Genomic DNA, 25430 nt, shown 5'->3' on the forward strand with positions numbered 1-25430 from the left:
GCTAGCTCGGCTAGCTGAACAACGCCCCCACCCGAAGCCCGCAATCTGCCCTCAGCCTTAGCTGCGCCTCAGACACGCCTGGCCAGACTGGACCGGTCATCCCACAGATGCGCCAGGAGGTCGGCCATGTCCTTCACCTCGAATCCTTCGACTCATCGCCCGGCCCTGTCGCGGGAGACGCCGCCTGCGTACGATCGCCGGCGCGTAGAAAGCAACCGCCCGTCCCCGTGGTTATGGACGACGCTGCTGGCCGTGCTGATCGTCATTCCTGCCTGGTGGTGGGCGCGGCATGGCGACGAGTTCGTGACCGATGCGGCTGTTGCGCCCGTAGCGACCAGGCAGATCCTGCCCAGCGCTGACGGCCCGCGCGCCATGACCATGATCCCGCATCAGCCTGCGCGCGCGCCGCTCCACAGCACGGACGCCATTCCGCTGCCCGGCAATGCCCTGCCCATCTATCCGGCCGACATGGCGCGGGCCGGCATCGAAGGTGGCCGGACCGCACGTTTGCAACTGGATGTGCAGGGCCGGGTGCGTGCGGTGACCATCGTCGAACGCACCGGCAGTGAGGATCCCCGTCTGGACGCCGCGGTGCAGAGCAGGCTGTTGCAGTGGCGCTTCGAGCCGGCTACGCGCGACGGTCGTGCGGTGGCCAGCACCTTGCAGGTCCCGGTGGACTTCAGCGCAGAGCGCTGAGCCCGAAGCCTGCCGTCTGCGCCAGTCTGTCGAAATCCGGGAACGACGTGGCGACGTTCGCCACATCGTTGACCTGTACGCTGCCCGTGGACAGCTGACCGGCGATCGCAAACGCCATCGCGATGCGATGGTCGCCATGGCTCTCGATCACGCCGCTGCCGATGGCGCCGCCGTGGATGGTGGCGCCATCCGGCGTCTCATCCACCCGTACACCCAGCGTACGTAGCCCGGTCGCCATCGTCGCCAGGCGGTCCGATTCCTTCACCCGCAGTTCGGCGGCGCCACTGACGACGGTGCTTCCCTGCGCCGCCGCCGCCGCGACGAACAAGGCAGGGAACTCGTCGATCATGTCCGGTACCAACGCCTCGGGAATCGACGCGCCCTGCAGCGGCGCGTGGCGCACGCGCAGGTCGGCGACCGGCTCGCCACCATGCTCGGCAGGGTTTTCCTCGGTGATATCGGCGCCCATCAGGCGCAGAGCTGCCAGCAGCCCGGTACGCCGCGGATTCAGGCCCACCGCCCGCAACACCACCTCCGAGCCGGGAATGACGCTGGCGGCGACGATGAAAAATGCCGCAGATGAAAAATCCGCCGGCACCTCGATGTCGGTGGCGCGCAGCCGCTGGCCGCCCCGCAGGCGGGCCTTGCCCGGAGAGAAATCGATTTCCACCCCGAACGCCGACAGCATGCGCTCGGTGTAGTCGCGGGTGGGATGCGGCTCGGTCACCGAGGTTTCGCCCTGTGCGTACAGGCCGGCAAGCAGCACCGCCGACTTGACCTGAGCACTGGCGACCGGCGAAACGAAGTCGATACCCCGCAGCGACTGGCCGCCACGCACCTGCAATGGCGGCGTGCCGTCGTCCTGGGTCTCGATCCGGGCGCCCATCTGTGCCAACGGTCCGGTGACGCGCCGCATCGGGCGCTTCGACAAGGACGCATCGCCCACCAGCACGCTGTCGAAGCGCTGCGCGGCCAGCAGCCCCGCGAGCAACCGCATGCCGGTCCCCGCGTTACCGCAGTCCAGCGCCTCGCCTGGGGCCTGCAGACCATCCACGCCGACCCCATGCACGATGCGCTGCGAGGCCGACGGCGTCTCGATGCGCACGCCCAGCCTGGAGAAAATCGCCGCGGTGGAGCGCGTGTCCTCGCCTTCGAGAAAACCGTCGATCCGTGAAACACCATCGGCGAGCGCGGCGAACATCACCGCGCGATGGGATACCGACTTGTCGCCGGGAATGGTCAGGGTACCGCGCAATGCGCTGCCCTGCTGCGCGATCCAGTGCTGCGTGCTGTTGCTCATGCGAATGATCCGAGTGCTGCGGCACCGCCATGCAGGACGATGCGCCGAAAAAGAAAGGACGGTGCCGGCGCTGCCGGCGCGCCGGTTGCCGTACGCGTGCGGGCGTACGCGCTCAGGGGATGGCCACCGGATACGAGCCCAGCACCTTGATCTGCGCCGAGTGCGCTTTCAGCTCGGCCAGCGCCTGCTGCATCGCCTGGTCTTCCACGTGGCCGACCAGGTCGATGAAGAAGCCATACTCCCACTTGGCCTGATGCGAGGGCCGCGACTCGATGCGATTCATGCTGATGCCGTGCCGCGCGAACGGGCTGAGGACGTCGAACAACGCACCCGGCTTGTCGTGGATGAACACCAGCACCGACGTGCGGTCGTGCCCGGAGGAGGGAAAGATCTGCCGGCCGATCACCAGGAACCGCGTGGTGTTGTCGTCGTCGTCTTCGATCGACTTCATGATGACCTTCTTCAGGCCGTACACGTGCGCCGCACTCTCGCCGCCGATCGCCGCCGCATCTTCGGCATTGCGTGCACGGCGTGCGCCTTCGGCATTGCTGGAGACCGCGATCTTCTCCACCTTGGGCAGATGCGAACGCAGCCAGCCGGCGGTTTGCGCGAAGGATTGCGAATGCGCGTAGATGCGTTCGATGTCCTCCAGCCGGCCGTTGCGCGAGAGCAGGTACTGATGCACACGCAGCTCGACTTCGCCGCAGATCTTGAGGTTGGAGGTCAGGAACATGTCCAGCGTGACCTGGATGGTGCCCTGCCCGGAGTTTTCCACCGGCACCACGCCGAAGTCGGCGTTGCCGGCTTCCACTTCCTGGAACACCTCTTCGATGGTCGCCATCGGCAGGCCGACCGCCGAGCGTCCGAAATGCTTGAGCACGGCCTGCTGGCTGAAGGTGCCTTCCGGGCCCAGGTAACCGATCTTCAGCGGCTCCTGCTGGGCCAGGCACGCCGACATGATTTCGCGGAACACGTGCACCAGTACTTCGTCGCTGAGCGGACCCTCGTTGCGGTCCACCACCATGCGCAACACCTGCGCCTCGCGCTCGGGACGGTAGTAGTCCACCGCGGCGGCCAGCTTGCCCTTGGCCTTGCCGACCTGATGGGCGAAGTTGGCGCGCTCGGCGATCAGCGCCTGGATGGTGCGGTCGATCTCGTCGATCTTGGCCCGCACATCCGCAAGCGCCGGTGCCGCAGGAACGGGCTTGCCGGTCGTGCTGGCCGTCTTGGCGGGCTTGCCGGCCCGGTCGGCGACGGGCGCATTTGCTGTAGCCTCGGCGGAGGCTTTCGTCGCTGTGGTCTTGCCGCCGACGGCGGGCCTGGACGTGCTGGATTTGGGTGCCATCGCTGGGCGTTCCTCGAAAAGACGGCGCATGCGCCTGCGCGGCCTGCGCCGCGGTTGACTCTGGGCTCAGCCGTGACGCTGCTGGAAGTCGTGCATGAAGGCCACCAGCGCCTGCGCGCCGGCCACCGGCATGGCGTTGTAGAGCGAGGCACGGATGCCACCCACCGCCTTGTGGCCCTTCAGGGCGAGCAGGCCGGCCGCCTTGGATTCGCTGACGAAGACGGCATCGAGCTGCTCGTTGGGCAGGAAGAACGGGATGTTCATGCGCGAACGCACCGCCGGCTTGACCAGGTTGCGATAGAAACCGCCGGAGCGATCGATCGCCGCGTATACCAGCTTGGCTTTTTCCGCATTGCGCCGCGCGAATTCTTCCACCCCACCCTGCTCCAGCATCCACTTCACGGTCAACCCGAGCAGGTACCAGTTCCAGGTCGGCGGGGTGTTGAGCATCGAATCGCGCGCCAGGTGCGAGGCGTAGTTGAAGATATCCGCGCGCGGCTGGCCGGCACGCTCCAGCAGATCGCGCCGCACGATGATCACCGAAATGCCGACCGGGCCGAGATTCTTCTGCGCACCGGCGTAGATCAGGCCGTAGCGCGACACATCCAACGGTTCGGACGCGATCGAAGAGCTGAAATCGGCGAACAGGGGCAGCGTGCCCACCGCCGGGATGTCGCGAAACTCCACGCCATGGATGGTCTCGTTGGCGGTGATGTGCACATAGGCCGAGTGCGGCGACAAGGTCCAGCTGGCCACCGGCGGAATATCGACGAAGCCTTCGGCCTGCGCATCGGCGGCGATGCGTGCATCCACGTATGGCGCCGCCTGCTTGATCGCGGTCTTGCCCCAGTGCCCGCTGATCACGTAGTCGGCGGCCTGCCCCGGCGCGGCGAAGTTCAGCGGCAGCAGCGCCTGGATGGTGGTCGCCCCGCCGGCGGTGAACAACACCGCGTAGTCGTCGGGAATCGACAACAAGGTGCGCAGGTCGGCTTCGGCAGCGGCCGCCACCGCCATGAAATCGGCGCTGCGGTGGCTGATTTCCACGATCGAGGCGCCGAAGCCGTTCCACTCGACCATCTCCGCCTGCGCCTGGCGCAGGACCGATTCCGGCAATGTCGCAGGGCCGGCACTGAAATTGAACGCGCGTGTCATGGCACACCTTGTCGAGCTAGCCTTCTAGTATGCCGCAGCGCATCGCGCTTGGCAGCGGACAAAAAAGTTGCAGCTGCATCCTTTTGACTGAGCCTGACGTAACGTGGTGAACGCGTCGGGACGAACGTCTGTCCCGGTCCGATACTCTGAATGTCGCAGCCACTGCCGGAGCCTGCCATGTCGTTTCGCGATGTCTTCCAACTGCCGTCCCGCGAGATCACCGATGAGTCCGTCTACCGCGAGCGGCGCCGGCTGCTGCAGCTGTTGGCGTTGACGCCGGCACTGGGCGTGGCCGGATGCGCCGACGCCGACCCGCCACCGCCGCCCAAGACCGTGGTGACCCCGGAGCAGGCGCGCAGCGGCTTCCGTACCGCCGAGGAGCTGACCAAGCTGGAGGATGTCACCAGCTACAACAACTTCTACGAGTTCGGCACCGACAAGACCGATCCGTCGAAGGCGGCCAGGACACTCAAGCTGTCGCCGTGGTCAGTGAAGGTCGGCGGCGAATGCGAAAAGCCCGGCAGCCTGTCGCTGGATGAACTGCTCAAGGGCATCACGCCGGAAGAGCGCATCTACCGGCTGCGCTGCGTGGAAGGCTGGTCGATGGTGATTCCGTGGACTGGCGTGCCGCTGGGCGAGGTGCTCAAGCGCTTTGCGCCGACCTCCAAGGCCAAGTACGTGGCCTTCACTACGCTGGCCGATCCGCAGCAGATGCCGGGCGTGCGCTACCGCTCGATCAACTGGCCGTACCGCGAAGGCCTGCGCATCGACGAAGCGATGCATCCGCTGACCCTGTTGGCCACCGGCCTGTACGGCAAGCCGCTGCCGCAGCAGAATGGTGCGCCGCTGCGGTTGGTGGTGCCGTGGAAGTACGGCTTCAAGAGCATCAAGTCGATCGTGGAGATCCGCTTCGTCGAGAAGATGCCAGAAACCGCCTGGCACGATCTGCAGCCTTCCGAATATGGCTTCTTCTCCAACGTCAATCCGGCCGTGGACCATCCACGCTGGAGCCAGAAGAGCGAGCGCCGCATCGCCGGCACCGCCAGCAAGCTGTTTGCCGAACGGATCGCGACCAAGCCGTTCAACGGCTATGCCGACCAAGTGGCGTCGTTGTATGCGGGCATGGATCTGAAGAAGTGGTTCTAGCCAATAAACAATCCGATATCCACCTGGCGTAGGAACGCACCCGGGCGCGACTGGCATGGCCAACACAGCCAGTCGCGCCCGGGTGCGCTTCCACGCTTGGGCATCGCTTCCTTCTTCGAGATCCCATGGCCAAGACCTCTGCTGGATTGATCGCCGCCAAGACTGCGGTACACCTCGCCGCACTGACGCCGATCGCCTTGCTCAGCTGGCAGTTCTGGCAGGTGTGGCAGACCGGTAGTGACGCGCTGGGCGCCGATCCGGTCGCCGAGATCGAGCACCGCACCGGACTGTGGGCATTACGGATGCTGCTGATTACGCTGGCACTCACCCCGTTGCGCCAGCTCACCGGCCAGGCGGTGATCATCCGCTTCCGCCGCATGCTGGGGTTGTATGCATTCTTCTATGCGAGCGTGCATCTGGCGGTGTACCTGGCCCTGGACCTGCGCGGCTTCTGGACGCAGATCTTCGAAGAGATCCTCAAGCGCCCCTACATCACGGTGGGCTTTGCCGCGTGGCTGCTATTGCTGCCGCTGGCGATCACATCCACCCAGGGCTGGATGCGCCGGCTCAAGCGCAACTGGGGGAGGTTGCACCGGCTGATCTATCCGATCGGCGTGCTGGCGGTGCTGCACTTCTGGTGGCTGGTGAAATCCGACATTCGCGAGCCGGCCCTGTATGCCGGCATCCTGGCACTGCTGCTGGGCTGGCGGGCATGGAAGAAGTTCAGCGCGCGCCGAACCACAGCAAGGCGCTCAGCGCCGCCGCCAGCAGCACCGCGCTGAGCAACAGCCAGGGCCAGCGGGCGACCTTCATCGGCGCACGGGCCGGCTCGGGGACCGCATGCGGCGGTGGCAGCGGCTCCGTCTCGGGCAGATCCCACGTGGTGGCGTGATGGATGCGCGGCACTTCCACCACGAAGCGGTGGCGCGCGTCGAACACGACCTGGTCGCCGGCCTGCAGCCAGCCGTCGCGGACCTGCACGCCATTGATCCAGCTGCCCTCCTCCGAGCCCAGATCGCGGATCAGCACGCGGTCGCCGTGACGTTCCAGGCGCGCGTGCTGGGCGGCGAAGGCCGGGTCGTCGATGACGATGTCTGCTGCGGGGTCGCTGCCGACCAGGCGCGAACGGTCAAGCGTAAAACTGCGTCCGTGATGGCGCCCTCCCAGCCCGCGCAGCAGCAGGCAGACCTCGCTCAGGTCGGCAGCATCCTGCGGCAGATCGTTGCCCGGCGCGCTGGAGGGCGCGCTACGCAGCAGCATCTCCACGCCGTCGGCATAGATCGCGTCACCCGGTCGCAGCAGGGCCATGCGGCGTACCGGACGTCCGTTGACGTGAATGCCGCGGATGCCGTTGGCGACCTGCAACCACAGGCCGCGCTGATCCAGGCAGAACTGCGCCAACAGCAATGCGCCCTGCGCATCGTCCACCACCCGCACGCTGCCGGAGGCATGCCGTACGATCCGGTGGACGCCGGGCTTGAGCGAATGATCCGGCTGCTGCCGGTGAGTGAAATGAACTTGCAGGTCGCGCACCGGTCGCAGCCTAGCAGGTTTGCCAACGACCGCGGCCACTGCCGTACGCGGTGGCTCGAATCGCAGACCGGGCACCGCGATCAGCGGAGGCGCGGCAGGCGCCGGTGGTCGAGCGCGCCTGCACTTGGAGGCTGGCGCGCACATGCGCACAATGCGCGCCTCCTTCGACGACGTTCCAGGCCCGCATGTCCAGCATCGATATCCGCCACGATCACTCTCTCACGCCCGCCCAGGCCCGCACGGCGGTCGACGAAGCGGCGCGCAAGCTGTCCGATCGCTACGGTGTCGCCTCGCACTGGGAAGGCGACACCTTGCGCATCGCGCGCGCCGGCGTGGACGGCGCGATCGCCCTGCTGCCGCAGCAGGTGCATGTCACAGCCGAGCTCGGCTTCCTGTTGTCTGCGATGCAACCGATGGTGGAATCTGAAATTCGCCGTCTGCTGGCGGAAAAACTGGCCTGAGCCGTCGTCGCCGCGCTTCAGCGCCAAGTCACCCGCCCCGGGCAGGATGGGCGGATGCTTGCGGCAGGCTTGCACGGCAGCGCTTCACCTGCCCGATGCAGGGTCGGCACTAGGGTGAACGCAAGGTCACTTTGGCAATCGAGGAGCATCGCATGACGACCGGATACGATCGAAACGCTGGCCGCGACGACGCGGCGCATGGCTTCCAGGCGCAGGCAGAACAGATCTCGCGCCGCCTCGGCGAATCGGCACAGACCGTCTGGCTGGCCGGACTCGGGGCGCTGGGACGGGTGCAGAACGAAGGCAGCAAACTGTTCGACTCGTTGGTGCGCGAGGGCGCGGCCTACGAGCGCAGCGGCCAGCGCAAAGCCGCCAACAGCGTGGACGAGCTGCGCGAGGAGGTGGAAACCCAGTTCGAGCAGGCACGCGACACGGCGGTGCGCGGCTGGGACAAGCTGGGCAAGGCCTTCGATGAGCGCGTCAAGGGCGTGCTGCGCACACTCAACATCCCCGAGCAGGAAGAGCTGGAAAATCTGCGGCGGGAGGTCGAATCGCTGAAGGCCCAGGTGCGCGCCAACACCGCCGCGACCAAGCGTGCCAACCGCACTGCAAACCAGGCGGCGCAGGCAGCCAGCGGCGATGCGGCCGCTTCGGCCACGCAGACACCTTCCAGCAATACGCCGCATGCGGGCACTGCTGGCGCGTTGGACGGCGACTAGGCGGCGCCGCGCAGCAAGGTGCGGCCGTCGCTGTGCCCCGGCCCTCAATCCCGGAATGCTGGAGGACCGGTGGCTCGCGGCAAGCGTGGCGAACTGAACCCGCAGCCGATCGGCCAGCCGGCTACGGCGGCCGCCATGTTGCAAAGCAACATCTTATTTCGCACAATCGGGAACGACCCGCCAGTCCTGCACCATCGAAGTCCGTTTGCTCCCCTCCCCTCACGGCTTCGGACTGGCGGGTCTTTCGCTGTCTGGATCACGGCTCGCACGATCGCTGCCGTGCATCCATTGACGAACGCCGCGCGAACGATTCTTCTAGACGCATCGACTCGTTCTACGCGCCATTCCTTCGCTAGATGTTTACGCCCTCCTGGATTTCGGCGCTCCTGATCGCACTGCTGCTCTGGCTGGCGGTGAGCGCGTATCTCTGGCTGGTGCGACGTCGCGCCGACGAGAACCTGCAGGGAGTCCGCGCACTGGCGGCCATGCACTGGCGCGACTTCGCCGCCGTGGTCCTGCGCGTGCTGCAGGAGCAGCGCGGCTGGCAGCCGCTCCAGGTCCCGCGCGATGGCCTGCCCACGGCCGACTTCATGATGCAAACCGACCATGGCACGCGCCTGGTGGCCTGCAAGCACGGCCGCGGCTACCGCATCGGCGTGGCGGCGGTGAACGAGCTGGGTGCAATGGCGCGCCTGGCCGGGGCCGGCGGTGGCGTGATGGTGACCGAGGGCCGGGTGGAACGCGCAGGCCTGGCCGCTGCGGAAAAACAGTCCGTCGAAGTGCTGGATGGCATGCGCCTGTGGCCCCTGCTCAAGCCGTACCTGCCGGGCGATGTGGAAGCCGGCGTGGTGGGCATGGCCAGGCGCCGCGCGCTGCGTCATAGCCTCATCGCCGGCGCCGCGCTCGCGACGCTGGCGGTGGTGACCGTGCTGGCGATCCGTCCTCCGGAGCTGCCGGCTCCCGAGGGGCGCGCGTCCAACCCGGTCGCGGCGCCGCCGCTCGCGCGCCCGACACCACCCGCAACGGGCAGGCAGGCAGCGCAGTCGGTGCCAGCGGTCGTACAGCCCGAGGCCGACAGCGAACCGGACGAGGCAACCCTGCAGGGCTACCGGCGCGATGTGTCCAAGGCGTTGGCGCAGACCCCGGGACTGGTGCGCGGCATCTGGATCAGCCAGGCGACGCTGGCGGTGGATCGTACGGTGGACGACGGTGCGGCCTGGCCGTTGATCTGCAACGAACTCAAACGCCATCCCTACCTGCGCACCGTACGCGTGCAACTCAATCCGCGACCGGGCACCGCCGAACCGGTGCGCTGGCGGCAATGCGCCACGATGTGATCCGGCAGGCGTGACCGTCTGCCTCGCGCCGGCCGTCGTTGCCGCGCTGTCCCCTCACGATGATGGCAGAGCGGACGGCAGACGAATCCGGCTGCGGCCCGCACGATGCAGCGATACGCAGTTCCGCAGAAGCGCTCCGCTTCAGCGCATTCCCGGCGCGAACCGCGCCACCAGATCGTAGGAACCGCCCAGGAACCATTGCCGCACATAGGTGACGGGTTGGTCGCCGCGCCAGGTATGGCGATCGATGAGCAGGCAGGCCGCGCCCTCTTCCACCTGCAAGCGTTCGGCCTGTGCGGCATCGGCGTTGACGGCACTGATGCGGTGTTCGGCGCGCGTCCAGGGCACGTTGCGCAACAGCCAGCTGCCGGGTGCGAGATCGGTGAACGACTGTTGGAGTGCGTCGGGCACGGTGGTGATATCGATCACGCGCTGTTCCAGGGCGAACGGGCTGCCGTCGGCCAGATGCACGCTGTCCAACGCCAGCAGCTTTCCGGTGCTGCCCATCGCGCGCTCCTGCGGCACGCGCTGGCGTGCATTGCGCAAGCGCCGCGCCAGCAACGAGAACGTGTAGACATGCCCGCGCGTGGTCATTTCCACCTGGATGTCGGGAATGGACAGCGCCACCTGCTCCAGATGCGGGTGCGGTCGCGCCACGAACGAGCCGGTGCGGCGGCGACGTTCGATCATGCCGGCATCGGCCAGCAGCCCGAGCACCTTGTTGACGGTCATGCGCGAACATCCGTAGCGCGCCATCAGCTCGTGTTCGGGCGGAATGCGGTGGCCGGGCGGCCAGTCGCCGCTATGGATCCGCTGCTCCAGATCCTGCCGGATGCGTTGATGCAAGGTGCCGGGCGCGGCGGTGAGGGAAGCGGCCAATGCGGGAGATCTCCAATCCAGACCTGCATTGTGCGCGCATTCGCTCAGTTGGCCAGTAACCCGCGCAACGCCGTGGAAAAACGCGCTGCGATACGGGCGCGGTCCACATGCCGGCCGTCGCGCACCACGCAGCGGCCGCCGCGCCAGACGGTACGCACCGCGGTGTCGCGGGCGGCGAACAGCCAGCTGTCCAGCAGCGCGTCGCCGCTACGCGCCAGCAGGGCCGGATGCGTAGCGTCCAGCTCCAGCAGATCGGCGCTCGCACCGGGGCGGATGCCGTGCGGCATGCCCAAGGCCTGCGCAGCACCCGCACCGGCCTGCTCGAACAGCCAGCGGCCACTGGACATGCCGGCGGGCGCCAGCACGTTGCGCGCCTGCAGTGTCAGCCGCTGGCCGTATTCGAGCAGGCGCAGTTCCTCGGCCGCGGCGATCAACACGTTCGAGTCCGAACCCACCCCGAAGCGGCCGCCGGCCGCCGCGAACGCCTGCAGCGGAAAGATTCCGTCGCCCAGATTGGCCTCGGTGATCGGGCACAGCCCGACCACGGCACCGCAGGCAGCCATCGCCTGCACCTCGCTCGCCAGGACATGGGTGGCATGCACCAGGCACCAACGCACATCCACCGCCGCATGCTCCAGCAGCCACTGCACCGGGCGCTGGCCCGACCAGGCCAGACAGGCATCGACCTCGCGCTGCTGCTCGGCGATATGGATGTGGATAGGCCCATCGGTGAGCGGCAGCAGCGCAGCCAGTTGCGACGGCGTGACCGCGCGCAGGCTGTGCGGGGCGAGCCCCAGCACCGCGTCCGGCAGGCGCTTGAGACATTGCGTGCAATCGTCCAGCAAGCGGGCGAAGCCGTCGAGGTCATGAATCAACCGCCGCTGCGCCACACTCGGCGCCGCGCCGCCGAAGTCCGAATGCGCATAGAACACCGGCAGCAAGGTCAGGCCGATGCCGGTGTTGGCGGCCGCGGCGGCGATGCGTGCGGACATCTCGCCGGCATGCGCGTACGCAGCGCCATCGCCGGCGTGGTGCAGATAATGGAATTCGCCGACCCGGGTGAAGCCGCTTTCGAGCATCTCCACGTAGGCCTGTTCGGCGATCGCCTGCAGGCTGTCCGGATCCAGCCGGTCGACGAAGCGGTACATCAGCTCGCGCCAGCTCCAGAAGCTGTCGCCGCTGCGCCCTCCCACCTCGGTCAGGCCGGCCATACCGCGCTGGAACGCGTGGCTGTGCAGGTTGCCCAGCCCCGGCAGCAGTACCTGACACCGGGTATCGGTGGCGGCCGGTGGCGTCTGCGGCTGTACCGACACCACGCGCCCGTGCGCCAACGTGAGCCTGACCTGGTCGGCCCAGCCGTCGGGCAACAGGGCCCGGGCAGCCCATAACACCTGCGCGTGCGCTTGCTGATCTGCCACTGGACACCTCCGATGGACGACTCTATTGTATATACATATCAGACAGCACACACCTACGCCATGCAGTGCGACGTTCTCTGGCACAACGCGCAGTTGATGACCCTGGATAACGCCGACGGCGGCCTGGGCGCGGTGCCCGACGGCGTGGTCGCATGCGCGCAAGGCCGCATCGTGTATGCAGGCCCGGCCGCACGGGCACCGGCCCTGCAACCCCACACCACGTACGACTGCGGGCGCCGTTGGATCAGCCCGGGCCTGATCGATTGCCACACCCACCTGGTGTACGCCGGCAATCGTGCCAACGAATTCGAGCAACGCCTGCGTGGCGCCAGCTATGCGCAGATCGCCGCGGCCGGCGGCGGCATCGTGGCCACGGTGCGCGCCACCCGCGCGGCCGACGATGCGGCGCTGCTCGCATCCAGCCTGCCGCGCCTGGATGCGATGCTCGCCGAAGGCGTGACCACGCTGGAGATCAAGTCCGGCTACGGCCTCACCCTGGAAGACGAAACCAAGCAGCTGCGCGTGGCGCGGCAACTCGCCACCCTGCGCCAGGTCGAGGTGGTGCCCACCTTTCTCGGCGCGCATGCGGTGCCGCCGGAGAGCGATGCACAGGCCTACATCGCATCGGTCTGCATGCAGATGATCCCGGCGATCGCCGCGCAGGGGCTGGCCGAAGCGGTGGATGTGTTCTGCGAGCATCTGGCGTTCTCTCCGGCGCAGGCCGAACAGGTCTTCATGACCGCAAAGGCGCACGGACTGCAGGTCAAGATCCATGCCGAGCAATTGAGCAACCAGCATGGCGCCGAACTGGCCGCGCATTACGGCGCGTTGTCGGCCGACCACATCGAATACCTGGACCAGGCCGGTGTCGCGGCGATGGCCAGCGCCGGCACGGTCGCGGTGCTGTTGCCGGGTGCGTTCTATTTCACCCGCGATACCCAGCTGCCACCTATCGCGGCGCTGCGCACGGCCGGCGTGCCGCTGGCGCTGGCCACCGACTGCAACCCGGGCACCTCGCCACTGACCAGCCCGTTGCTGGCGATGAACATGGCAGCCACGTTGTTCCGCATGACGGTGGACGAATGCATCGCCGGCTTCACCCGCGAAGCGGCGCGTGCGCTGGGCCGCAGCACGCGGCTGGGCCGGCTGCGCGCCGGCATGGACTGCGATCTGGCGATCTGGAACATCGATGCGCCGGCCGACCTGGTCTACCGCATGGGCTTCAACCCTCTTCATGCCCGCGTCTGGCGCGGGCGTCCGACCTGATGCGTTCTGGAGTCGTCATGAGTGCTTCCGTTGTTCTGCAATCCGGTGCGGTCACGCTGGCGCAGTGGCGTGCGTTGTATCGCGGTGCCGATGCGGCCCTGGACCCGGCATGCGCGGCCGCGGTGCTGCGCAGTGCGCAGACGGTCGAGGCGATCGTTGCGCGCGGCGAACCCGTCTACGGCGTCAATACCGGCTTCGGCAAGCTGGCCAGCGTGCGCATCGAGCGCGAAGACCTGCAGACCCTGCAGCGCAATATCGTGCTGTCGCATGCCGCCGGGGTCGGCGACCCCACGCCGGTGCCGGTGGTGCGGCTGATGATGGCGCTCAAGCTCACCAGCCTGGCGCAGGGCGCTTCCGGCGTGCAGCCGGAAACCTTGGCCCTGCTGGAAGCACTGCTGCGCGGTGGCATCACGCCGGTGGTGCCCTGCCAGGGCTCGGTCGGCGCCTCCGGCGACCTGGCGCCGTTATCGCATCTGGCAACGCTGATGATCGGCGTCGGCGAGGCGTTCGTGGATGGACAGCGGCTGCCGGCGGCAGACGCCCTGGCGCAGGCCGGGCTGCAACCGCGTGTACTCGGTGCCAAGGAAGGGCTGGCGCTGCTCAACGGGACGCAATTCTCCACTGCCTGCGCGCTGGCCGGCCTGTTCGAGATCGAAACCGTCTTGCAGGCGGCACTGGTCGCCGGCGCATTGTCGGTGGAGGCAGCCAAGGGCTCGGACACGCCCTTCGACGCGCGCATCCACGCCTTGCGCCGGCAGCCGGGACAGATCGCCATTGCAGCGGCGTTGCGCGCCTTGATGGCCGATTCGGCCATCCGCGAATCGCATCGGCTCGGCGATGTGCGCGTGCAGGATCCGTACTGCCTGCGTTGCCAGCCGCAGGTGATGGGCGCTGCGCTGGATGTGATGCGACAGGCCGCGCGCACCCTGGAGATCGAGGCCAATGGCGTGTCTGACAATCCGCTGGTCTTCAGCGACACCGGCGAGGCACTGTCCGGTGGCAACTTCCATGCCGAGCCGGTGGCCTTCGCAGCCGATATGCTGGCAATGGCGGTGTGCGAAATCGGCTCGATCAGCGAGCGCCGTACCGCCATGCTGGTGGATCCGGCCTTGTCCGGCCTGCCCGCCTTCCTCACCCCGCGCCCCGGCCTGAACTCGGGCTTCATGATTCCGCAGGTCACGGCGGCGGCGCTGGTATCGGAAAACAAGCAGCGCGCCTATCCGGCCAGCGTGGATTCGATTCCGACCTCGGCCAATCAGGAAGATCATGTGTCGATGGCCGCGCACGGCGCGCGTCGCCTGCTGGCGATGGCCGAAAATGCCGCGCACGTGATCGGCATCGAGCTGCTGGCGGCCGTACAGGGCTGCGATTTCCATGCACCGCTGCGCTCCAGTACCGCGCTGGAAGCCGCACGCGCGCTGCTGCGCGCCCAGGTGCCGACACTGCAGGACGACCGCTACTTCCATCCCGACATGCTGGCGGCCTGCGCATTGGTGCGTTCGGGTGCGTTGGCGCAGGTGGTGGCGATCGCATTGCCGGGTGTGGAGCAGGACGCATGAATCGCCAGCTCATCCGAGGCGAGGCGATGTCTGCATTCCCGCAGCTGCAGATCGCGTCTGCCGCGGTACTTCCCTGCGTATACACCTGCGACGAAGCGGTATCGCGCGTGCGAGGTGATCGCACCGCTCCGCCGCACGACGCGTGCCGCGCGCTCGCTGCGCCGCCACCGGAAACACAGCGATGAATGCCTTACCCGACTGGCTCGAACTGCACCGCGGCGACGCGCCGCTGATCCTCAGTTTCCCGCATACCGGCACCCTGCTCCCCGACGAGGTCGCCGAGCGTTTCGTGTCGCCGTGGCTGGCACGCCGCGATGCGGATTGGTGGGTGCATCAGCTATACGACTTCGCCCAGGCGCTGGGCGCGACCACGGTGCGCACTGCGATCTCGCGCTCGATCATCGACGTCAACCGCGACCCCAGCGGGGTATCGCTGTATCCGGGACAGAACACCACCGGCCTGTGTCCGCTGACCACCTTCGACAATCAGCCGCTGTATGCCGATGGCCTGGCACCGGACCAGACGCAGATCGAGCAGCGCCGCACACGCTGGTTCGACCCGTATCACGCCGCGCTCACCGACGAGATTGCGCGCCTGCGCCAGCACCACGCCAGGGTCGTGGTATACGACGCGCACTCGATCCGTTCGGTCATCCCGCATCTGTTCGACGGCCAGCTGCCGCAGTTCAATATCGGCAGCAACGACGATCGCAGCTGCGACCCGGCGTTGGTCGACGCGGTCGAGCGGCTCTGCCGCGGCAGCGGCTACAGCACGGTGCGCAACGGGCGTTTCAAGGGCGGCTGGATCACCCGCCATTACGCACGCCCCGAGCATGGCGTGCACACCTTGCAGATGGAGCTGGCCTGCCGCGGCTATATGCGCGAGCCGGGCAGCGTCACCCCCGACAACTGGCCCACGCCATGGCAGCCGGCGCATGCCGCCGCGCTGCGCGCAACCTTGCAGCAGGTGCTGCTGGCCTGCCTGCACTTCGCCAATGTCTCTCCGCCCGGCACCGCGCCGCACGCGGCCACCCGTTGATTGCAAGGACCCCGGCATGACCCGTCACGATGCAACCCGCGTCATCCGCGCCGCCACCGGCACCGCGCTCACCGCCAGGAGCTGGCTGACCGAAGCGCCATTGCGCATGTTGATGAACAACCTGGACCCGGATGTGGCCGAGCGCCCGCAGGAACTGGTGGTCTATGGCGGCATCGGCCGCGCCGCGCGCGATTGGGAATCCTTCGATGCCATCGTGGCTGCGCTGACTCGGCTGGAAGACGACCAGACCCTGCTGGTGCAATCGGGCAAACCGGTCGGCGTGTTCCGCACCCATGCCGATGCACCGCGCGTACTGATCGCCAATTCCAACCTGGTGCCGCGCTGGGCCAGTTGGGACCACTTCAATGCACTGGATCAGAAGGGCCTGGCGATGTACGGCCAGATGACCGCCGGCAGCTGGATCTACATCGGTGCGCAAGGCATCGTGCAGGGCACCTATGAAACCTTCGTGGAAATGGGCCGGCAGCATTACGGCGGCGACCTGTCCGGACGCTGGCTGCTCACCGGTGGGCTGGGCGGCATGGGCGGTGCGCAGCCGCTGGCGGCGGTGATGGCCGGCGCCTCCTGCCTGGCGGTGGAATGCCGACGTTCCAGCATCGACATGCGCCTGCGCACCGGCTATCTGGACACCTGGACCGATTCGCTGGACGAGGCGCTGCAGCTGATCGACGAGGCCTGCACCACCGGTAAGCCACGGTCCGTCGGCCTGCTCGGCAATGTGGCCGACGTACTCGAGGAACTGCTCGCACGCGGCATCAGGCCGGACCTGCTCACCGACCAGACGTCCGCGCACGATCCGGTCAACGGCTATCTGCCGCAGGGCTGGAGCGTGGAAGAATGGGACGACAAACGCGTGAGCGCGCCGAAGCAGGTGGAAGCCGCCGCACGCGGCTCGATGGCCAATCACATCCGCGCCATGCTGGCCTTCCATGCGCAGGGCGTGCCGACCGTGGATTACGGCAACAACCTGCGCCAGATGGCGCTGGAGGCCGGCGTCGACAATGCCTTCGATTTTCCCGGCTTCGTACCCGCCTACATCCGCCCGCTGTTCTGTCGCGGCATCGGCCCGTTCCGCTGGGTGGCGCTGTCCGGCGATCCCGAGGACATCGCCAGAACCGATGCCAAGGTCAAGGAACTCATTCCGGACGATGCGCACCTGCATCGCTGGCTGGAGATGGCCGCCGACAGGATCGCCTACCAGGGCCTGCCCGCACGCATCTGCTGGGTCGGCCTGGGCGATCGCCACCGCCTGGGCCTGGCCTTCAACGCCATGGTGCGCAGCGGCGAGCTGAAGGCGCCGGTGGTGATCGGCCGCGATCACCTGGACAGCGGCAGCGTGGCCTCGCCCAACCGCGAGACCGAAGCCATGGCCGACGGCTCCGACGCGGTGTCCGACTGGCCCTTGCTCAATGCACTGCTCAACACCGCCAGCGGCGCCACCTGGGTGTCGCTGCATCATGGCGGCGGCGTCGGCATGGGTTTCTCGCAGCACGCCGGCATGGTGATCGTCTGCGATGGCAGCGAGGCCGCAGACAGGCGCCTGGAACGCGTACTCTGGAACGACCCCGCCACCGGTGTGATGCGGCATGCCGATGCCGGCTATGCCATTGCAACCGATTGCGCTAAGGAGAAAGGGCTGGATTTGCCGGCCATCCTTGCCTGACACCGCAGCCTGACACCGCAGCCTGGCCGGCAACGCCGCACGGACGACCGGGCACCGGCGGTGGACGCTGCCGCGACCGGCCGCGCTGTCCACAGCAAAGACATGCACCCGGCCGGCGGCTGTGTCGGGCAGACCGCCGTACAGCGATGGCGATCAACACCCTCGCATCGGAAGCAGCATGTCGCGATGCCTGGCCAGGCCCTGCCACCCGCCGCCACGGCATGCATCGACTGCGCCATGCGCATCAGCTCGCCACCTATCTCTGGGTTGCCGATCTGGGCCCGTGGCTGGCGCGGGCCGATCCTGATCCCGCGTGTCGTCGCACCCGCGCTGGACGATGACGCCGATGATGCCGATCAAGTAAGCTTCTGGCGGGCCCGGCGACCGGGGGGAAGCGTCCGCCCATCCTGATTTGGCAACCCACGCAAACGACCCTGCACCTTCGCTGGCGCAGGGTTCCTCGTGTGGATCACAGTGAGAGCCCCCACTCATGCAACAGGAACAGCGCATCGATTCGTTGACCGGTATTCGCGGTCTTGCTGCACTGCTTGTCGTCTACGCGCATCTGGCCGAAGAAAGATTCTTCACCGATACCCATCTGTTTCCTGGCGAGATGGGCGTCATGGTGTTCTTCACCCTGAGCGGGTTTCTGATGGCCTTTCTCTACGGGGAAAAGGAACCCAACTATCCCTCGGTGGCGCGCTATGCCATTTCCAGATTCTCCCGCATCGCACCGGCCTATCTGACCGTCGTGCTGGCGTCCTATCTGATCTATAACCTGATCGATCCGCAGTTCGTCTACGCCGTCGACAACCATAACTTGCTGCGTCATCTGTTGTTCTCCGGCAACGTGTCTGCGCTGTGGAGCATTCCGCCAGAAGTCCAGTTCTACGTGATCTTCGTGGGCATCTGGTTCGCATTGCGTGCATTCCGCACCAACAGCAACGTCACCCTGATGGTGGCGGTGCTCGGCACCATCCTGATGCTCATCGCCTACAGGGCGCAGCTGCCCGGCACCTTCGTCGGTTCCAAGATCCATTACTTCCTGGCCGGCGTGGTGTTCGGCCTGGTGCGCACCCGAGTCGGCGCCAGCGTCAACATGACCACCCTGGCCTTGCTGCAGGCCGGGGTCATCGGGCTGGTGCTGATGGTGATTGCAGGCGTTGTCGATATCGACCTCGGTTCCAAGCGCGCGCTGTATCTCACCCTGGAGACGGCCGGCTTCGCCGGCATCTTCGTGTTCCTGTTTTCCTTCGACACCGCGCTGAGCAAGCGCCTGCTCGGCAACCGCCTGATGATGCTCAGCGGCGAATGCAGTTTCTCGATGTATCTGCTGAACATTCCGATCATCTATGCCGCCCTGGCGGTCATGGACGGCCTGCCGCCAAGACCGACCCTGGCCCTGCCGATCATCGCGATCACCATCGCCGCTGCCTGGAGCATGTACCGGCTGATCGAAATGCCGGGAAATACCCTGCTGCGCCGGCTGGGGACATGGCTGTTGCTGCGTCCGCGTGGCGTGCCGGCCGCCGTGCCGGTGCCGACGGCCAACCCTGCAGCTGCGGCGGTGCAGCCTACGCCACCCGCCCCTCCATTGCCCTGACCCGAGACTGCGCCGATGACCTGGCGAACGCAGTGCGTCGCTTGCCAGGTCGTGATCCCTGTCGAAAGCCCTCAAGAACGTTGTTGTCGTGCCGACAATGTATGCAACGTTTCGAGGGATCTCCATGGGCATCCTGATCTACCTGGTGCCTGCATTCGCACTCTGGGCACTGATCGCCACCGCGATGGCGTTCGTGCGTGGCCGCCAACTGCGTACGGAATCCGGCCAGCTGGCCAGTACCCAGGAAAGTCTGGGCCGCTATCAGGCGGCGCTGTCGCAGTTGAAGGCCCGCGCGGCCGCCAGTGCACTGGAACTGGAATCCTTGCAGCGCAGCTATACCGTGCTCAAGCAATCGCTGGAGCAACAGGAGCAGAATGCCGCCGGACAGCAGCAGGACGACGCTGGCCAGGTGATCCCGATGGTGATGGTTCAGCGGCTGGATGTCGCCAACGAGATCGGCACGCTGTTCGCGCACGTGGCACGCGTGGCACGCAGCCTGCGGCGCTACAGCGCGTACAGCCGTGGCCACACCGCACCGGAGCCAAGCACCGCCCGCTACGATCTGCACTGGCTGGCGGACTGCCTGCACAGCTTCGATCAGATCGGGCATGCGCTGGGGCGTGGCAATGCCGCCGCCCTGATCACCGCCTGCCAGGATCTGCTGTCGATGTACGACCACTATCTGAAGGACGGCTCCGGCTACAACAGCCGCGACACGTTTCAGCGTCTGAGCAGCGACGTGCCGCTGGCCGAAGCCACCGACGCCATCCGTTCGATCATCGTCAAGGCCACCCTGGCGCAGGATGTGCGCGATGCGGTGCAGGAGGATGCGGTAGCGGTGCGGTGATTCGGGAGTCGGAAGTCGTAAAAGCGTTCGCGCCCAGGGCTGGCGCGGCGGCGCACTGCCGGGCCATCGTCGATAGCGAAAAAAACGCCGGCTTGCGCCGGCGTTCTCGTTCAACTGACGCGCTGCTGCGGCGTGCTCATGCCTCGTTTGGCGGCGGCAACGCGGCATCGGTGGCGGCGACCTCTTCGACCGCGTCGTCGGCCTCGTCCAGCGAGGCATCCAGCCGTTCCACCGCCTGCAGCTTCTCGCCCTTGGACAACCGGATCAGCGTGACGCCCTGGGTATTGCGGCCCACACGCGAGATTTCCGAACCACGCGTGCGCACCAGGGTGCCGCCATCGGAGATCAGCAGCACCTCGTCCGTGGCGCCCAGCAGCACCGCGCGTACCAGCTTGCCGTTGCGCTCGGTGGTCTGGATACCGATCACGCCCTGGGTACCGCGGCCCTTGCGCGGATACTCGGCCAATGGAGTGCGCTTGCCGTAGCCGTTTTCGGTGGCGGTGAGGATGTAAGCCACATTGCCGTCGTCGGCGGCCTCGATCACCCCCGCCTCGGCAGCATCGGCGGTCTCCACAACGTCCTCGCCAGTCTCGTCATCGGCCTCGTCGTCGACACCGCCGGCACGCTCGGCCACGATCAGGCTGACCACTTCCTCGCCCTTGGTCAGCCGGATACCGCGCACGCCGGTGGCGGTACGGCCCATCGAACGCACGGTGGATTCGCCGAAGCGCACGGTCTTGCCGTTGGAAGCGAACAGCAGCACATCGCGGTCGCCATCGGTCAGGGCCACGCCGACCAGCGCATCGCCCTCGTCCAGATTGATCGCGATCTTGCCGCGCGCCAGACGGAACGCGAATTCGCTCAACGGCGTCTTCTTGACCGTGCCGTTGCGGGTGGCGAAGAACACATAGCGGTTATCGGCATACTCGCGTACCGGCAACACCGCCTGCACGCGCTCGCCGGCTTCCAGCGGAATCCAGTTGATGATCGGGCGGCCACGCGCAGTGGAACCGGCTTCCGGCAACTGGTGCACCGGCAGCCAGAACACCTTGCCGCTGCTGGTGAAGGTGAGCAGCGTGTCGTGCGTGTTGACCAGCCACAGCTGGTCGATGAAATCCTCTTCCTTGGTCGCTGCAGCAGAACGACCGCGGCCACCACGGCGCTGGGCGCGATACGCGCTCACCGGCTGACGCTTGGCATATCCGGCATGCGAGAGCGTCACCACCACGTCTTCTGGCGCGATCAGATCCAGGATATCCAGATCTTCTTCGCTGTGACGGATCTCGGTACGGCGTTCGTCGCCATATTCTTCACGAATATTGATCAGCTCGTCGCGGATCACCTGCAACAGCACGTCCGGATTTTCCAGGATGCGGATCAGGCCCTCGATGACGCCGAGCAGCTGCTTGTACTCGTCGGTCAGCTTTTCCTGTTCCAGTCCGGTCAGGCGATGCAGACGCATTTCCAGGATCTGCCCAGCCTGCACTTCGCTGAGCTGGTAGAACCCGTTGATCAGGCCCACCCCCGGCGGCAGGTCCTCCGGCTTGGATGCCTCGGCACCGGCGGCACCCAGCAGCGCGCCGACCAGACCCGGTTGCCAGGTCTTGGCCAGCATGCGCTCGCGCGCCTCCTGCGGGTTGGCCGAGGTCTTGATCAACTCGATCATTTCATCGATGTTGGCCAGTGCGACGGTCAGGCCTTCCAGCACGTGCGCACGTGCACGCGCCTTGCGCAATTCGAAAATGGTGCGGCGGGTGACCACCTCGCGGCGATGGCGGATGAACGCCTCCAGCATCTGCTTGAGGTTCATCAACTGCGGGCGGCCGTCGATCAGCGCCACCATGTTGATGCCGAACACCGACTCCATCTGGGTCTGCTGATAGAGGTTGTTGAGCACAACCTCGGCCGATTCGCCGCGCTTGATCTCGATGTAGATGCGCATGCCGTCCTTGTCGGACTCATCGCGCAGCTCGCTGATGCCCTCGAGCTTCTTTTCCTTGACCAGCTCGGCGATCTTCTCGATCAGCCGGGCCTTGTTGACCTGGTACGGGATCTCGGTGACGACGATCGCCTCGCGGCCGTTGTCGGCCACTTCCACGTCGGCCTTGGCGCGGATGCGCACGCGGCCACGGCCGGTGCGATAGCCGGCCGCGATGCCGGCGGTACCGTTGATGATGCCGGCAGTGGGGAAATCCGGGCCGGGGATGTATTCCATCAGGCCTTCGACGTCCAGCTCGGGCGTGTCGATCAACGCGATGCAGGCATTGATCGCCTCGGTCAGGTTGTGCGGCGGGATATTGGTCGCCATACCTACCGCGATACCGGCCGAGCCATTGACCAGCAGGCTCGGGAACCGGGTCGGCATGACCGTCGGTTCCTGTTCCTTCTCGTCGTAGTTGGGCTGGAAATCGACGGTTTCCTTGTCGATGTCGGCCATCAGCTCGTGCGCCAGCCGCGACATGCGCGACTCGGTGTAACGCATCGCCGCGGCGGAGTCGCCGTCGACCGAACCAAAGTTACCCTGGCCGTCCACCATCATGTAGCGCAGCGAGAACGGCTGCGCCATGCGCACCAGCGTGTCATAGACCGACTGGTCGCCGTGCGGGTGGTACTTACCGATGACGTCGCCGACGATACGCGCCGACTTGAAGTAGGCCTTGTTGCTGTGCGCGCCCAGCTCGTGCATCGCGTACAACACGCGTCGGTGCACGGGTTTGAGGCCGTCACGGGCATCGGGAAGTGCGCGCCCCACGATCACGCTCATCGCGTAATCGAGATAGCTCTTGCGCATCTCGTCTTCCAGATTGACCTGGATGATTTCCTTGGCGGTTTCTGCCATTCGGGTTCCGTAAGTGAGGTGGCGGGCGAGCCGGAAAGCCGCGTCGGGGGGCGCCCCTGCATCAGGCTGCCGACCCCACGCTCCCGCCGATCGATTCGAGCCCCGGATTGTACCACGAAGGGGCAGCCCGATACCGCAGCTTTAGCGGCCAGAAACAAGCACTTGCGCGAAATTGACGGCCATTGCGGCGCACCGCCGCCGGGTAGGGCTCAGCCGCCGAAAGCGGCCTGCATCCGTTCCCGGTCCGGACGCTCGATCACACCGCGTTCGGTGACGATGGCATCGATGAGGTCCCCCGGGGTGACGTCGAACACCGGATTCCAGGCGTGGATGCCGTCGGCGACCGTGCGTACCCCGCCCACGCCGAACAGTTCGCCCGGATCGCGCTGCTCGATGTCGATCTGGTCGCCGTCGGCCGTGGCCATGTCCACCGTGGACGAGGGCGCAACCACCATGAACTTGACCCCGTGATGACGGGCGGCGATGGCCAGCTGGTAGGTGCCGATCTTGTTGGCGGTATCGCCATTGGCGCAGATGCGGTCGGCGCCGACGATCACCCATTGCACCAGCCCCGACTTCATCAGGTGCGAGGCGGCCGAGTCGGCGATCAGGGTGGCGTCGATACCATCCTGCTGCAGCTCCCACACGGTCAGACGCGCGCCCTGCAACCATGGGCGGGTTTCGCCGGCGAAGACCTTGGCGATGCGCTGCTGCGCCATGCCGGCGCGGATCACGCCCAGCGCGGTACCGAAGCCGGCGGTGGCCAGCGAGCCGGTGTTGCAATGGGTCAGCACGCCGCTGCCCGGGGCGATCAGGCCGGCACCCAACGCGCCCATGTGGCGGTTGGCGGCCAGGTCCTCGTCGGCGATCGCCTGCGCCTCGCGCGCGATCACCTCGCGCCAGTCCCCGCCCGCCGCACCCAGCACCCGGCGCATACGCATCAGGGCCCAGGCGAGGTTCACGGCCGTGGGGCGTGCAGCGTTGAGCCGCAGCAGCGCCGGTTCGAGCTTCTGCAAGGCGGCGCTGCCATCATCGGCCTGCACCTCGCGCGCAGCCAGCACCACGCCCCACCCGGCGGCGATGCCGATGGCCGGCGCACCACGCACCGCCAGCGCATGGATGGCCTCGGCCACCGCATCGCTGCTTTCGCAACGCACGTGCTCCACCACGAAGGGCAGCTTGCGTTGATCGAGCAATTCCAGGGCATCGCCGGTCCACAGCAGCGGGCGGATGTGGTCGTAGCGGGCGTAATCGATATGGGCGCTGTCGTTCATGCGTCTATTGTAGGGCGCAGGGGCGATGCAGTCAGTGGGCCGTCAATGGGCAGCTCGCAGTGCGTGCGGCGATGCATCAAGCGCAAACGCCTGGTTCGTCGAGGATGCGGTGCCCTCACCGCCCGCGGGACACGCCGCAAGTACGTCCTTGCAGGCTCCCTGGCGGCATCCATGCCGCCAAGGGTCCCGCAATCGGCGAGGACACCGCACCAGACGGTTGGCTGATGGTTTTGTTGAAGAGCGGCGAGCGCGTCGCGGCTTGTCGATTGCTTGTTGAAAACCACGCACGCCGCCCGTCTCGACTGGTCCTTGCTCGCTCACCGTCGCGGGACCTTGAGCGGCATGGATGCCGCGCCAGAGCCTGCAGGGACGGATTCACGGCGTGTCCTGCGATGGTGGGCGGGCAAGGGCCCTGCAGCCAAACCGCAGAGCAACCGCCTCGCGGCGAAGACCCAAATCCTCCGTCCAGCAATAGACCGACGCCTGGTAGCGCAGCAGCCCTGCCAACCGCTCAGTCGACGATGAACTCGGCGCGGCAGCCGTCGTTCACCCACACCCCATCGCGGCTCCAGCCCCAGCTCTGGCCTTCAACGCACGGGTTTCTGGACATCTGACGGCCCAGGCGCACGCTGCGCTCCACCGATACGCCGCAGGTGCGGCGCGCGCTCTTCTTGGATTCGCAGGTGACCAGCCGCGGCATCGCCACGAAGCCGGAGCCGTCTTCGGCGCCCACTTCGAACTCTCCGTCGCAGCCGCGCGATACCCAGATCTCGTTGCGGCGCGTGCCCCAGGTACGGTTTTCCTTGCAGGGCCAGATCGAACGCTGGCGCAACAACCGTACCGGCGCACCACGCAGCACCACCGGGCAAACCACCTTGCCGCCGTTGGAATCGCAGCGCACCACCCGACGCATCACCGTGGCGGCAGGCGCGGCCGTGGCGAATTCGGCACGGCAGCCCTGCTCCACCCACACTCCGTCACGCTCCACACCCCATTCGCTGCCGCGGATGCAACTGGTCTCGGACAGCTGCCGGACCAGTTGCACGCCGTGCACCGTTTCCATCGCGCAATGCACGCGCGCCATGTCCCTGGACTCGCAGCGCACCACGTCCGAGCCGCGCTCGGCAGCGCGTGCGTCGGCGAATATCAGCAGCGGCAGGCACCACACACCGCAAAAGCCGATCAGCCACTTCATGCCGACAATCCTCACCCCGAAACGATCTACGTCGCGCCCCCGTGGACGTGAAGATGAGAGCATCATCGATGTGAAGATAGCAATACGACGCGCATGACAGCGGCGTGGCAGCACGCCGGCATGCGCTGCGTGATCCAC

At 66.9% G+C, this 25430-nt stretch carries 21 protein-coding genes; 12 read left to right on the forward strand and 9 right to left on the reverse strand.

Going from position 1 to position 25430, the window contains the following annotated elements:
• Nucleotides 1-126: 126 nt before the first annotated feature.
• Nucleotides 127-696 (forward strand): energy transducer TonB, encoded by a 570-nt coding sequence (locus tag LL964_RS14580; RefSeq protein ID WP_104587854.1) that lies wholly within the window; start codon nt 127-129, stop codon nt 694-696.
• Here the strand turns inward: LL964_RS14580 and aroA are convergent.
• From aroA to serC, 3 genes are all read right to left on the reverse strand, one after another.
• Complete coding sequence (aroA, locus tag LL964_RS14585) at nt 680-1996, reverse strand: 3-phosphoshikimate 1-carboxyvinyltransferase (protein ID WP_104587855.1); 1317 nt, start codon at nt 1994-1996, stop codon at nt 680-682. The genes LL964_RS14580 and aroA overlap by 17 nt on opposite strands.
• 112 nt (nt 1997-2108) lie before the next feature.
• On the reverse strand, nt 2109-3341 hold the full coding sequence (gene pheA / locus LL964_RS14590; RefSeq protein WP_104587856.1) for a prephenate dehydratase: 1233 nt from the start codon (nt 3339-3341) through the stop codon (nt 2109-2111).
• 66 nt (nt 3342-3407) lie between these two features.
• A complete protein-coding gene (gene serC, locus LL964_RS14595; protein WP_104587857.1) occupies nt 3408-4493 on the reverse strand; it encodes a 3-phosphoserine/phosphohydroxythreonine transaminase in 1086 nt (361 codons plus the stop codon).
• Nucleotides 4494-4670: 177 nt separating this feature from the next.
• Here serC and msrP point away from each other — a divergent pair, with 177 nt between their 5' ends.
• Entirely contained in the window at nt 4671-5639 is a 969-nt protein-coding gene (msrP, locus tag LL964_RS14600; protein WP_104587858.1) for a protein-methionine-sulfoxide reductase catalytic subunit MsrP, read from the forward strand.
• Nucleotides 5640-5764: 125 nt separating this feature from the next.
• Nucleotides 5765-6421 (forward strand): protein-methionine-sulfoxide reductase heme-binding subunit MsrQ, encoded by a 657-nt coding sequence (msrQ, locus tag LL964_RS14605; RefSeq protein ID WP_104587859.1) that lies wholly within the window; start codon nt 5765-5767, stop codon nt 6419-6421.
• On the opposite strand, the gene LL964_RS14610 is transcribed toward msrQ, so the two are convergent.
• Nucleotides 6363-7172, reverse strand: a complete 810-nt coding sequence (locus LL964_RS14610; protein ID WP_104587860.1) for an FHA domain-containing protein — start codon at nt 7170-7172, stop codon at nt 6363-6365. The genes msrQ and LL964_RS14610 overlap by 59 nt on opposite strands.
• A gap of 185 nt (nt 7173-7357) precedes the next feature.
• Between LL964_RS14610 and LL964_RS14615 the strand changes: the two genes are divergently transcribed.
• From LL964_RS14615 to LL964_RS14625, 3 genes are all read left to right on the forward strand, one after another.
• Complete coding sequence (locus LL964_RS14615) at nt 7358-7633, forward strand: polyhydroxyalkanoic acid system family protein (protein WP_104587861.1); 276 nt, start codon at nt 7358-7360, stop codon at nt 7631-7633.
• A gap of 152 nt (nt 7634-7785) precedes the next feature.
• Nucleotides 7786-8352, forward strand: a complete 567-nt coding sequence (locus LL964_RS14620; protein ID WP_104587862.1) for a phasin family protein — start codon at nt 7786-7788, stop codon at nt 8350-8352.
• A 356-nt stretch (nt 8353-8708) separates the two neighbouring features.
• Nucleotides 8709-9689, forward strand: a complete 981-nt coding sequence (locus LL964_RS14625; protein ID WP_104587863.1) for a restriction endonuclease — start codon at nt 8709-8711, stop codon at nt 9687-9689.
• 141 nt (nt 9690-9830) lie between these two features.
• Here LL964_RS14625 and hutC read toward each other — a convergent pair whose 3' ends face one another.
• A complete protein-coding gene (gene hutC / locus LL964_RS14630; protein WP_425478173.1) occupies nt 9831-10589 on the reverse strand; it encodes a histidine utilization transcriptional repressor HutC in 759 nt (252 codons plus the stop codon).
• A 23-nt stretch (nt 10590-10612) separates the two neighbouring features.
• Entirely contained in the window at nt 10613-11986 is a 1374-nt protein-coding gene (locus LL964_RS14635; RefSeq protein WP_104587864.1) for a formimidoylglutamate deiminase, read from the reverse strand.
• 60 nt (nt 11987-12046) lie between these two features.
• Here LL964_RS14635 and hutI point away from each other — a divergent pair, with 60 nt between their 5' ends.
• The 6 genes from hutI (at nt 12047) to LL964_RS14665 (ending at nt 19984) form a co-directional block, all read left to right on the forward strand.
• Nucleotides 12047-13252: an imidazolonepropionase gene (gene hutI / locus LL964_RS14640; RefSeq protein ID WP_104587865.1), complete on the forward strand. Its 1206-nt coding sequence runs from the start codon at nt 12047-12049 to the stop codon at nt 13250-13252.
• A 17-nt stretch (nt 13253-13269) separates the two neighbouring features.
• Nucleotides 13270-14811, forward strand: a complete 1542-nt coding sequence (hutH, locus tag LL964_RS14645; RefSeq protein ID WP_104587866.1) for a histidine ammonia-lyase — start codon at nt 13270-13272, stop codon at nt 14809-14811.
• 181 nt (nt 14812-14992) lie between these two features.
• On the forward strand, nt 14993-15850 hold the full coding sequence (gene hutG, locus LL964_RS14650; RefSeq protein WP_104587867.1) for an N-formylglutamate deformylase: 858 nt from the start codon (nt 14993-14995) through the stop codon (nt 15848-15850).
• A 16-nt stretch (nt 15851-15866) separates the two neighbouring features.
• Nucleotides 15867-17534 carry a urocanate hydratase gene (gene hutU / locus LL964_RS14655; RefSeq protein ID WP_104587868.1) on the forward strand — a complete coding sequence of 556 codons (1668 nt, stop codon included), beginning with the start codon at nt 15867-15869 and terminating at the stop codon, nt 17532-17534.
• Between the two features lie 490 nt (nt 17535-18024).
• Entirely contained in the window at nt 18025-19137 is a 1113-nt protein-coding gene (locus tag LL964_RS14660) for an acyltransferase family protein (protein ID WP_104587869.1), read from the forward strand.
• A gap of 124 nt (nt 19138-19261) precedes the next feature.
• Nucleotides 19262-19984, forward strand: coding sequence for a hypothetical protein (locus LL964_RS14665; RefSeq protein ID WP_104587870.1), 723 nt, complete (start codon nt 19262-19264; stop codon nt 19982-19984).
• A gap of 136 nt (nt 19985-20120) precedes the next feature.
• Here the strand turns inward: LL964_RS14665 and gyrA are convergent, their stop codons facing one another.
• The 3 genes from gyrA to LL964_RS14680 all read right to left on the reverse strand — a co-directional run bounded on the left by gyrA (nt 20121) and on the right by LL964_RS14680 (nt 25292).
• Nucleotides 20121-22823, reverse strand: a complete 2703-nt coding sequence (gyrA, locus tag LL964_RS14670) for a DNA gyrase subunit A (protein WP_104587871.1) — start codon at nt 22821-22823, stop codon at nt 20121-20123.
• A gap of 209 nt (nt 22824-23032) precedes the next feature.
• A complete protein-coding gene (mtnA, locus tag LL964_RS14675; RefSeq protein WP_104587872.1) occupies nt 23033-24097 on the reverse strand; it encodes an S-methyl-5-thioribose-1-phosphate isomerase in 1065 nt (354 codons plus the stop codon).
• A gap of 511 nt (nt 24098-24608) precedes the next feature.
• On the reverse strand, nt 24609-25292 hold the full coding sequence (locus LL964_RS14680) for a DUF3011 domain-containing protein (protein ID WP_104587875.1): 684 nt from the start codon (nt 25290-25292) through the stop codon (nt 24609-24611).
• Nucleotides 25293-25430 lie beyond the last annotated feature (138 nt).

This window comes from Xanthomonas melonis, assembly GCF_020783655.1.
Taxonomy (GTDB): domain Bacteria; phylum Pseudomonadota; class Gammaproteobacteria; order Xanthomonadales; family Xanthomonadaceae; genus Xanthomonas; species Xanthomonas melonis.

Coding starts and splice junctions, on each gene's coding strand:
- LL964_RS14580 (WP_104587854.1), top strand. CDS start 127: ATGTCCTTCACCTCGAATCCTTCGACTCATCGCCCGGCCCTGTCGCGG.
- aroA (WP_104587855.1), bottom strand. CDS start 1,996: ATGAGCAACAGCACGCAGCACTGGATCGCGCAGCAGGGCAGCGCATTG.
- pheA (WP_104587856.1), bottom strand. CDS start 3,341: ATGGCACCCAAATCCAGCACGTCCAGGCCCGCCGTCGGCGGCAAGACC.
- serC (WP_104587857.1), bottom strand. CDS start 4,493: ATGACACGCGCGTTCAATTTCAGTGCCGGCCCTGCGACATTGCCGGAA.
- msrP (WP_104587858.1), top strand. CDS start 4,671: ATGTCGTTTCGCGATGTCTTCCAACTGCCGTCCCGCGAGATCACCGAT.
- msrQ (WP_104587859.1), top strand. CDS start 5,765: ATGGCCAAGACCTCTGCTGGATTGATCGCCGCCAAGACTGCGGTACAC.
- LL964_RS14615 (WP_104587861.1), top strand. CDS start 7,358: ATGTCCAGCATCGATATCCGCCACGATCACTCTCTCACGCCCGCCCAG.
- LL964_RS14620 (WP_104587862.1), top strand. CDS start 7,786: ATGACGACCGGATACGATCGAAACGCTGGCCGCGACGACGCGGCGCAT.
- LL964_RS14625 (WP_104587863.1), top strand. CDS start 8,709: ATGTTTACGCCCTCCTGGATTTCGGCGCTCCTGATCGCACTGCTGCTC.
- hutI (WP_104587865.1), top strand. CDS start 12,047: ATGCAGTGCGACGTTCTCTGGCACAACGCGCAGTTGATGACCCTGGAT.
- hutH (WP_104587866.1), top strand. CDS start 13,270: ATGAGTGCTTCCGTTGTTCTGCAATCCGGTGCGGTCACGCTGGCGCAG.
- hutG (WP_104587867.1), top strand. CDS start 14,993: ATGAATGCCTTACCCGACTGGCTCGAACTGCACCGCGGCGACGCGCCG.
- hutU (WP_104587868.1), top strand. CDS start 15,867: ATGACCCGTCACGATGCAACCCGCGTCATCCGCGCCGCCACCGGCACC.
- LL964_RS14660 (WP_104587869.1), top strand. CDS start 18,025: ATGCAACAGGAACAGCGCATCGATTCGTTGACCGGTATTCGCGGTCTT.
- LL964_RS14665 (WP_104587870.1), top strand. CDS start 19,262: ATGGGCATCCTGATCTACCTGGTGCCTGCATTCGCACTCTGGGCACTG.
- gyrA (WP_104587871.1), bottom strand. CDS start 22,823: ATGGCAGAAACCGCCAAGGAAATCATCCAGGTCAATCTGGAAGACGAG.
- mtnA (WP_104587872.1), bottom strand. CDS start 24,097: ATGAACGACAGCGCCCATATCGATTACGCCCGCTACGACCACATCCGC.
- LL964_RS14680 (WP_104587875.1), bottom strand. CDS start 25,292: ATGAAGTGGCTGATCGGCTTTTGCGGTGTGTGGTGCCTGCCGCTGCTG.